The 3516-nt window shown below is 45.5% G+C and carries 2 protein-coding genes and 1 pseudogene; 2 read left to right on the forward strand and 1 reads right to left on the reverse strand.

Annotation, left to right across the window (positions count from 1 at the left end):
• Window positions 1-423: pseudogene (locus A3761_RS02045) on the forward strand (long-chain fatty acid--CoA ligase); the annotation flags it as partial.
• A 30-nt stretch (window positions 424-453) separates the two neighbouring features.
• Here A3761_RS02045 and A3761_RS02050 read toward each other — a convergent pair.
• A complete protein-coding gene (locus tag A3761_RS02050) occupies window positions 454-1038 on the reverse strand; it encodes a TetR/AcrR family transcriptional regulator (RefSeq protein WP_068514680.1) in 585 nt (194 codons plus the stop codon).
• A 193-nt stretch (window positions 1039-1231) separates the two neighbouring features.
• Here A3761_RS02050 and A3761_RS02055 point away from each other — a divergent pair, with 193 nt between their 5' ends.
• Entirely contained in the window at window positions 1232-3433 is a 2202-nt protein-coding gene (locus A3761_RS02055; protein WP_068553526.1) for a penicillin acylase family protein, read from the forward strand.
• The last annotated feature ends 83 nt before the right edge of the window (window positions 3434-3516 follow it).

Genomic DNA, 3516 nt, shown 5'->3' on the forward strand with positions numbered 1-3516 from the left:
CATAAGTTGGAGGGTGAATTTGCTCCGGGTGGTTGGTTCGAAACAGGTGATGTAGCCTATTTGGATACCGAATCACGAATGCAAATTACTGACCGGACCAAGGATATTATTAAATCGGGTGGAGAATGGATATCCAGTATCGAACTAGAAAACTTGGCAATGAATCATCCAGATGTGGCTGAAGCGGCAGTGATTGGTGTTGCTCACGAGAAATGGACGGAGCGTCCTTTGTTGTTGTTGGTTAGAAAACCGAATGCAGCACTAAATGAGCAAGAGATCCTGTCTTTCTTTAACGAAAAAGTTGCCCGCTGGTGGATACCCACTGCTTGTGAATTCGTTGAAGAATTACCGCATACGGCAACGGGAAAACTCGATAAAAAGGTGATTCGAGAGCAGTTTAAAGGTTTCGAATGGAAAGAATGATAATTCAGGTCAGAGTAAAAATGCCTGTTTTTACTCTGGCCCCAATTTTTGAACTAAGCCTCTTGCGAGTTCCTTGTTCTTTTGGTTGAGCTTTGGGTCGAAGCCAATGTTCCCCATCCAGCCTCCACCAAATGATAAACACATGATGGAGTAGGCTGTTTGCTCAAGCTCTTTTTCATCTATGTTAGGGTTTAGTTCGGCTAGTTCCTGCTTTAGCCCTAGCAGAAAGAAGTCGTAGATAGACTTCACTGCCGCTTGTACATCTGGGTCGTAAAGGCTTACGGGTAACAAGGCAGCCACCAGACGTGTTGCCGGTAGGTTGTTAAACGCTTCGCTAAATATGTAGTCAAAAGCCGCTTCAAAACGCTTTTCCGGTTCAGCTACGTTCATGCTTTGTTGAACACTGTCTTCAAACTTGCTGATAATTCTCTTTACACCAGCTTCAATAAGCTCCTTGCGATTACCGACATAATGACGAATCATCCTCCTGGCCATGCCAGCTTCTTCAGCAACCATATCCAGTGTCATACCTTGCAGTCCTTTCGTTTCGACGCAGCGTTCAAAGGCATCCAGGATTTCACTGACTCGTTCTACTTTTAAGCTCTTTCTTCCCATTTCTCTTCCGTTAAATTGATGGGCCTATCTATGGCTAGGGATTCTAATGCCTAAAGAGATCTAAATCATTCGTTTCAATAATAAAAAAGAATATAAGTGATCATGAGTGGGAATTTATGTTGAAAAAATGCATTTTGGGTTATATATTCCCTTTAATGGGAATTTAAATGTTGTTTTAGTCCGAGGTGCATAGATGTTTAATAAGAGACGTATCAAAGTTCGCGGGCCTCAGCCTTCAGGTTTGTCGATTAATCGTGATGAGGCTGGAGTGCCTCATGTCAAAGCATCATCTTTCAAGGACGCCCTTTGGGGGAGCGGTTATGCGCATGCAATAGATCGTGGCACGCAATTGCTAATGATGCGGATACTTGGGCAGGGTCGGCTAACGGAGCTGCTTTCGGATACTGAAGAGTCTTTGGCAATAGATAAGTTCTTTAGGCGAGCAAATTGGTATGGCAATTTAACGCAAGAGTTGAATAAGCTCGATGTCGTCTCACTATCACAGATTCAATCCTACTGTGATGGTGTCAATGCGGGCTTTTCAGCCGGTGAATTTTCTTTAATGAAGCTCTTGGGTTATCAGGCAGAACCTTGGAAAGTGCAGGATATTATTCTTATATCGCGAATGACGAGCTACCTGACTTTGGCGCAATCGCAGGCGGAAGTAGAACGTTTCTTTATTGAATTGACGCAATCAGGCGTCTCTACAGAAGCTCTGGCTGAACTATTTCCCATTGACGTTAAGCGTTTTGACCGTGAACTGGTGGAGAGTATTCAGCTTCAGGAACGAATTGTTCCGCGTGAAGTGATCTGGAATCAGGCCTTGCCTAGAATGATGGCGTCTAACAATTGGGTTGTCGCAGGCAGCCGTACAAAATCTGGGCGAGCAATCATGGCCAATGATCCTCACCTGGAAGTAAATCGTTTGCCCAATGTTTGGTGTGAGCAAAGCTTATCATGGAGCGGCGGTTCGCTAATCGGAATGGGGATGCCCGGTTTGCCTGGTGTGTTGGTTGGTCGCAATAAGCAGGTTGCCTGGGGAGTGACTTATACCTTCATGGATACGGTAGATAGTTGGGTAGAAGATTGTAAGGGTGGGCAGTATCGGAAAGACGGTGCTTGGCATGATTTCGCTACTCGCAGAGAGGTGATAAAACGGAAAAAGTCAGCGGATGTTGAGCTTTGTTATTACGAGAATAAGCATGGCGTACTCGAAGGTGATCCGGCTATCGCGGGTCATTACATTGCTACGCGTTGGGCTGCTGCAGATTCAGGTGCTGCGTCTATTATGGCTGCCTTGAAGATGGGGGATATGTCTTCAGCTGCAGAGGCAATGGCTACCTTGGGTAAGATCGAGTCAGCCTGGAACTGGGTGATTGCTGATTCTGAGGATAACATTGCTTATCAGATGTCGGGTCTAATGCCTAAGCGCTGTGCTGGTTGGAATGGGTTTGTGCCAATATCGGGCTGTGATTCAAACAATGATTGGCAGGGTCTGGTGGATATAGAAGACTTGCCTTGTGCCTATAATCCCGAAAATGGCTATTTAGTCACGGCGAATCAGGATCTAAACCACCTGGGGCGTGTTGATCCAATTAATATGCCGATGGGGGATTACCGAGCGAGTAGAATTGAAGAGGTATTGGCGAGCCATAAAACGCACGATATCGAATCAATGAAAGCTCTGCAGATGGACGTTTATTCAAAGCAAGCAGGGTTGTTTCTAGATATTCTATTGCCTCTGCTGGAATCAAATGGTGAAAGAGGTGAACTCTATCAGATGCTTAAGCAATGGGATCACCGTTATGACCTGGACTCTATAGGCGCTCCAGTTTTTGAGGCATTCTATGATTTACTGAGAAAAGAAGTCTTTGGTTTGCAGAGGATAGGTTTGGGTGGCGATGTGATTGAGCACTTATCCCAGGATAGTGGATTGTTTATCGATTTCTATCAGAATTTTGACCGTATATTAGTGAGCGATAAATCTGCCTGGTATTGCGATATCACACGCGATGAAGCCTACCTTTCAGCCTTCAATAAACTCAAAGCACTAAAGGAGCCGTTATCGAAGAAGCATAATCAGAGTTGGGGAGAGGTGAATACTATTGCTTTGAACAATATTGTATTCCAAGGGAAGCTGCCGACCTTTCTCGGTTTTGATACTGAGTCGATACCCTTGCTGGGCGGGCGGGCAACGCCTCACCAAGGTCAGGTTTATCGTAGCGCTGGGCGTGACACCAGTTTCGCGCCATCGGTGCGTTTGATTGCTGATATGGGCGAGTCAAGCTTACATACTTGTTTGGCAGGCGGTCCTTCAGATAGTCGCTTCTCGCGATGGTATAAGTCCGGATTAGACGATTGGCGTGTCGGACGTTATAAAATCCTGGATAGCTGAGCTAGTCCGTGGGTGAGATAACTTGTTTTGTTAGCAAAGACTCGCGAAGTTGTTCTGTTCTTCGGTAGTTAACCAATAGGTCA

The sequence above is a fragment of the Oleiphilus sp. HI0123 genome (genome assembly GCF_001635315.1).